This window comes from Chryseobacterium hagamense, from assembly GCF_007991455.1.
Taxonomy (GTDB): domain Bacteria; phylum Bacteroidota; class Bacteroidia; order Flavobacteriales; family Weeksellaceae; genus Chryseobacterium; species Chryseobacterium hagamense.
Window position 1 is genome coordinate 1 of the sequence record NZ_BJYJ01000063.1, and the last position, 5617, is coordinate 5617.

The 5617-nt window shown below is 41.6% G+C and carries 4 protein-coding genes; 1 reads left to right on the forward strand and 3 read right to left on the reverse strand.

The features are described 5' to 3' along the window. Positions 1-272 precede the first annotated feature (272 nt). Positions 273-1901 (forward strand): acyl-CoA carboxylase subunit beta, encoded by a 1629-nt coding sequence (locus tag CHA01nite_RS20080; RefSeq protein ID WP_146944739.1) that lies wholly within the window; start codon positions 273-275, stop codon positions 1899-1901. 304 nt (positions 1902-2205) lie between these two features. Here the strand turns inward: CHA01nite_RS20080 and CHA01nite_RS20085 are convergent, their stop codons facing one another. The 3 genes from CHA01nite_RS20085 to CHA01nite_RS20095 all read right to left on the reverse strand — a co-directional run bounded on the left by CHA01nite_RS20085 (position 2206) and on the right by CHA01nite_RS20095 (position 5462). Beyond that, positions 2206-2403 (reverse strand): hypothetical protein, encoded by a 198-nt coding sequence (locus tag CHA01nite_RS20085; RefSeq protein WP_146944741.1) that lies wholly within the window; start codon positions 2401-2403, stop codon positions 2206-2208. A 437-nt stretch (positions 2404-2840) separates the two neighbouring features. Next, the gene (locus CHA01nite_RS20090) at positions 2841-4280 is read right to left on the reverse strand and encodes an AAA family ATPase (RefSeq protein ID WP_146944743.1); all 1440 of its coding nucleotides are present in this window, start codon (positions 4278-4280) and stop codon (positions 2841-2843) included. Positions 4281-4340: 60 nt separating this feature from the next. Beyond that, a complete protein-coding gene (locus CHA01nite_RS20095; protein ID WP_146944745.1) occupies positions 4341-5462 on the reverse strand; it encodes a vWA domain-containing protein in 1122 nt (373 codons plus the stop codon). Between the last annotated feature and the right edge of the window lie 155 nt (positions 5463-5617).

Genomic DNA, 5617 nt, shown 5'->3' on the forward strand with positions numbered 1-5617 from the left:
CTAAGAGCGTAATAAAAAAACCCTGAAAATTTATTCAACTTTCAGGGCCTTCAAATAATAAACTATTAAAAAAATAAACTAGGAACTAGAGAAGGGTAAGATATCACTCTTACTTTCTCTATGGTAAAGTTAGCAAATAACGAACCATAAAAAATATATTTTTTGTTAAATATTTCATAAATTTCTGAAAACCAATTTATTAAACAATTGTTTACATCAATTTTCATTCCACTTAAAAAATAGTATCTTTAAACGGAAAAAATTGAAATTTTATGGACATCGAATTCAACAAGAGAGAAGATCAGAACAGATTAAAATTATCCGAGATCAATCGCCTGCTTTCGGAAATAAAGAAAGGAGGAGGTGAAAAGAGGCTTCAGAAACTTCGTGACGAAGGTAAAATGACGGCCAGGGAAAGAATAGAATATCTTCTCGATAAAAATTCAGACTCCATAGAGATCGGTGCTTTTGCCGGCTATGATATGTATGAAGAGCACGGAGGATGCCCAAGCGGCGGTGTTGTCGTCGTGATGGGCTATGTTTCCGGAAGACAATGTATCATTGTGGCCAATGATGCTTCAGTAAAAGCCGGCGCCTGGTTCCCGATTACGGGTAAGAAAAACCTGCGTGCTCAGGAAATTGCCATGGAAAACAGGCTTCCGATCATTTATCTCGTAGATTCCGCAGGGGTCTATCTGCCAATGCAGGATGAAATTTTCCCGGATAAGGAAATGTTCGGAAGAATTTTCAGGAACAATGCCAAAATGAGTGCTGCAGGAATCATCCAGATTTCTGCCGTCATGGGAAGTTGTGTAGCCGGAGGGGCCTACCTTCCGATTATGAGCGACGAAGCGATGATCGTTGAAGGAACAGGTTCAATCTTTTTAGCCGGCAGCTATCTTGTAAAAGCGGCGATCGGAGAAAGCATCGACAATGAAACGCTGGGCGGAGCAACTACCCATTGCTCGATTTCCGGGGTTACCGATTATAAAGCCAAGGACGATAAAGATGCCCTGAACAGGATCCGGACCATCATGAAATCAACCGGAAGCACGGAAAGAGCTGGTTTCGACAGGATAGAGAGTGTCCTGCCTAAAGAAAAGCCGGAAAATATTTTCGGAATCATGCCGGTTTCCAGAGCAGAACAATACGATACCTATGAAATTATCAAATGCCTGGTAGATAACTCGGAATATGATGAATACAAAGCCGATTATGGCAAAAGCATTATTTGTGCTACGGCGAGAATCGACGGCTGGTCCGTAGGAATTGTGGCCAACCAGAGAAAACTGGTGAAAAGCGGAAAAGGCGAAATGCAGTTCGGCGGTGTTATCTATTCCGATTCTGCGGATAAGGCCACCCGTTTTATTGCCAACTGCAACCAGAGAAAGATTCCGTTGGTCTTCCTGCAGGATGTTACCGGATTTATGGTGGGTTCAAAATCCGAACACGGAGGCATCATCAAAGATGGGGCAAAGATGGTGAATGCCGTTTCCAATTCGGTAGTGCCGAAATTTACCATTATTACAGGAAATTCATATGGAGCGGGAAATTATGCCATGTGCGGAAAAGCCTACGATCCGAGACTGATTGTAGCATGGCCATGGGCAGACCTTGCGGTGATGGGCGGTGCCCAGGCAGCCAAAGTACTGGCCCAGATCCAGGAATCCACCCTGAAGAAACAGGGTAAGGAAATTACGGAAGAAGAACACAATGAAATTTTAGATACCATCTCAAAAAAATACCAGAAGCAGACCGAATCTACGTATGCTGCAGCAAGGCTCTGGACGGATGCCATCATCAATCCGGTAGATACCAGAAAATGGATCTCTATGGGTATCGAGGCAGCCAACCATTCGCCGATTACCGAGAAATTTAACCTGGGGGTTATTCAGGTTTGATCATTGATAATAAAAAAATAAACCCTACTGTTTCAATTTGAAAAGTAGGGTTTGTTTATATTTTAATTATATGATATAATCAATTACTTACTAAATTCCTCTTGATAGAATTCTTTTGGTCCACCAAGTTGCATACAAAATTAGTGAAATTCCATTAAGGTATCCTGAATAAAACACATCCTAAGTTGAAATTCTTTAAGACATACAGGTCCTGTATTTTTTTTATATAACTTTCATTAAATTATATTTATTGCTTGTAAAGAATAAAAACAGCTGCTTCATAATTGAAACAGCCATCTTGCTTTTAAAAGCCATATTCCTCTTTACAGGTTTGTTCATCAATACCGATTCTGATGCAACATTGATAGTAAGTCATACAAATTCCGTTTGGCCATCCCGGAGGGTAACATATTCTAAATGCCGGATCATCCGGACATGCTGGGCCTCCGCTTCCCTTTAATGATTTTAAACGCTCTCTTGAAATCTTTGCCAGATTTTTCATACTTGTTTAGTTTTAATTTTTTCCTACTCTTTTGAAGCTTTTCGGATTACGCTTTTTCAAAAATAATAAATTTTCCAAACCTGGTGAATTTTATGGTAGTCTTTATTAATTGAATCTGAGCATAATATTTTTTTTATGCAATAGGTAATAATTTTCTAAAACTTTCTTTGAGATAAGCCTTCACGAAACCGTATTGGTCGGTGAAATTAAAAATAACTGCTTCACAATCGAAACAGTTATCTTATTTAATTAAACTTCTTTGAAATATTAATCGGGTTATGATTTCCAAATATGCTCTTTGAGAAATATTGTCATTGTTAGGTCTCCTTATAATTTACCTGATGATGAAAAAATTTTGAAAACCAGTACAAATTTCAAAGCCCATAAAAGGAGCCAGATTTTCAATCCAAGCCTTATTAATCTTTATTATTTTAAAATCAGGAAAAGAACACCCCGGTTCTGAACCTTTCTTTATTTAATTTTTTATTCACGGCCAATCCCCAAAGAATAAATTCTTTTAAGAATAAAATATCTTCCGGCTTTGTATCGGGCTGGTATTTTTCGATGATCTTATCCAGCGGACTGATCCGGTTCAGATTTTTAGAATAGATTTCGTCAGATGATTCATCGGTGATTTCCAAAGACCCGTCGTCTTCCAGGAACCAATCGGTAATCTGGCTGAACGGTCCGTCGGTATTCTTTTTTTCCAGCTTTTCAACTTTCGGGAAATACGTCATAAACAGGGTTTTCACCGCATTGTCCAACAGCATCTGCGCCACGGCTTCGGCACCCTCCTGCTCTCCTTCATATACCAGCTCCACTTTTCCGGTAATTGCAGGGATTACCCCCACGAAATCACTCAGCCGAACCGATGTAGCTTCTTCCCCGGTCAACAGAGCCCTACGTTCTGCAGTACTTAAAAGGTTTTCGAAAGCCGTGATGCTCATCCGTGCGCTTACTCCGCTTTTCGCATCTACATATTCGCTCTCCCGCGCTTCAAATCCAATCTGCTCCAAAAGGTCTTTCGCCAGATCCGGAACATAGACACCATTGTGCTGACGGCTGTCCAGACTGGATTCATAGCTGGTGATTTCTTTTGCAATATGGATGTTTTCAGGGTAGTGCGTTAAAATCTGGGATCCGATCCGGTCTTTCAACGGCGTTACAATGCTTCCCCTGTTGGTATAATCCTCCGGGTTAGCCGTAAATACAAACTGGATATCCAGCGGCATCCTCACTTTAAACCCACGGATCTGCACATCTCCTTCCTGAAGGATATTGAACAGAGAAACCTGGATCCTCGCCTGAAGATCGGGTAACTCATTGATCACAAAGATACATCGGTTGGCCCTGGGAATCATCCCGAAATGGATCACGCGGTCATCCGCATAGGAAAGTTTCAGGTTTGCCGCTTTAATAGGATCCACATCCCCGATCAGATCGGCTACCGTAACATCCGGCGTGGCCAGCTTTTCGAAAAACCTTTCATCACGGTGCAGCCATTCGATCGGCGTCTGGTCTCCTTCAGTTTGGATCAACTCTTTGGCATAGCGGGAAATCGGGTTTAAAGGATCGTCATTGATTTCGCTTCCCTGTATGAACGGAATCCATTCATTCAGCAGCGACGTCATCATTCTGGCCAATCTCGTTTTGGCCTGTCCTCTCAAACCTAACAGGTTAATGTTATGCCGGCTCAGTATGGCCTGTTCCAGTTGAGGAATTACCGTGTTCTCATAGCCGAAAATCCCTTCAAATACCGACTCCTTATTTTTGATTTTACTTCTTAAATTATCCCTAAGTTCGTCTTTAATGCTTTTGGTTTGGTATCCTGACGCTTTTAACGAACCTAAAGTCTTTATATCTGGCTTTGCAGTCATTGTATGTAATATGTGATTGATAATAGTTGATTGATACTGTTAAGCTTCAACAGTTAGTAGTTAACGTATTTTTTTCTTGCGGTTGGCTTCATAATCTTCAAAAATCATTTGTCCAAGTCCGTTAAGCCCCGTATAAAAGGCTTTTCCCTGGTTGGCTTCAGTAAATTCGCTTACGAAATGCTGAAGGTAAGGATCCTGGGCAATCATGAAGGTGGTCACCGGAATATGCAGCCTGCGGGCCTGTGCCGCCATGTTGTAGCATTTCTGAACCACATATTCATCCAGACCGTAAGAATTCATATAATAGGTACCGTCGGGTTCCCGTACACAGCTGGGTTTTCCGTCGGTGATCATGAAGATCTGCTTATTAGTATTTCTTTTCCTTCTTAAAATATCCATTGCCAACTGCAGTCCCGCCACCGTATTGGTATGATAGGGCCCCACCTGAAGATAAGGAAGCTCTTTGATCTTGACCGGCCAGGCATCATCACCAAAAACAATAATATCCAGCGTATCTTTCGGATAACGGGTGGTAATAAGTTCAGCAAGTGCCATGGCTACCTTTTTAGCAGGAGTAATCCGGTCTTCCCCATACAGGATCATACTGTGGCTGATGTCAATCATCAGTACGGTACTCATTTGTGACTGATGAACACTGTCTTCCACAACAAGGTCATTTTCCGTCAGATGAAAATCCCCGATCCCGTTATTGATCTGCGCATTCTTCAAACTTTCCGTGATGGATATTTTCTCGACGGCATCTCCGAAGTTGTAATTCCTGAACTCACCGGTAGTGTCTTCGCCGGATCCGCTTTTTTTTGTTTTATGATTTCCGGATCCGCTCTTGGCCAGATTCCCGAAAATCTGATTCAGGGCCTGCTTACGGATATTCTGCTCCATTTTTGAACTGAGCTTCACCCCGCTGCTGCTGCCGTTAGGATCAACTTCTTCACGGATATAACCTTTCTTTTTAAGGTCTTCTATAAAATTGTCAATGGTATATTCCGGGGTTGTCAGCTGATATTCCTCATCCAGCATCCGGAGCCATTCGATCGCTTCATCAAAATCTCCCGAAGTATGGGTCAACAGATCGGTAAAGATTTCCAGCAGCCTGTCGAACACCGATAATTCCGGTGCCTTATACGTTTCAAACCTGAAACCTTTCACAATATGCTCTTTCATATCCTAAAGTTACGATATAAATACAGGAATGTACTAAAGATTTCGTCTATTTTAGTTTTTGACATTTAGAATAATTACCAGAACAGAGATTTTTTTTCAGGAGCTTGATCCCGCTATCCACTGCTACTCCTCACGCCTGCGTTTGGCCTGTGCTT

Excerpts from the sequence above, each read along its gene's own strand:
- CHA01nite_RS20080 (WP_146944739.1), top strand. The coding sequence starts at position 273 with ATGGACATCGAATTCAACAAGAGAGAAGATCAGAACAGATTAAAATTA.
- CHA01nite_RS20085 (WP_146944741.1), bottom strand. The coding sequence starts at position 2,403 with ATGAAAAATCTGGCAAAGATTTCAAGAGAGCGTTTAAAATCATTAAAG.
- CHA01nite_RS20090 (WP_146944743.1), bottom strand. The coding sequence starts at position 4,280 with ATGACTGCAAAGCCAGATATAAAGACTTTAGGTTCGTTAAAAGCGTCA.
- CHA01nite_RS20095 (WP_146944745.1), bottom strand. The coding sequence starts at position 5,462 with ATGAAAGAGCATATTGTGAAAGGTTTCAGGTTTGAAACGTATAAGGCA.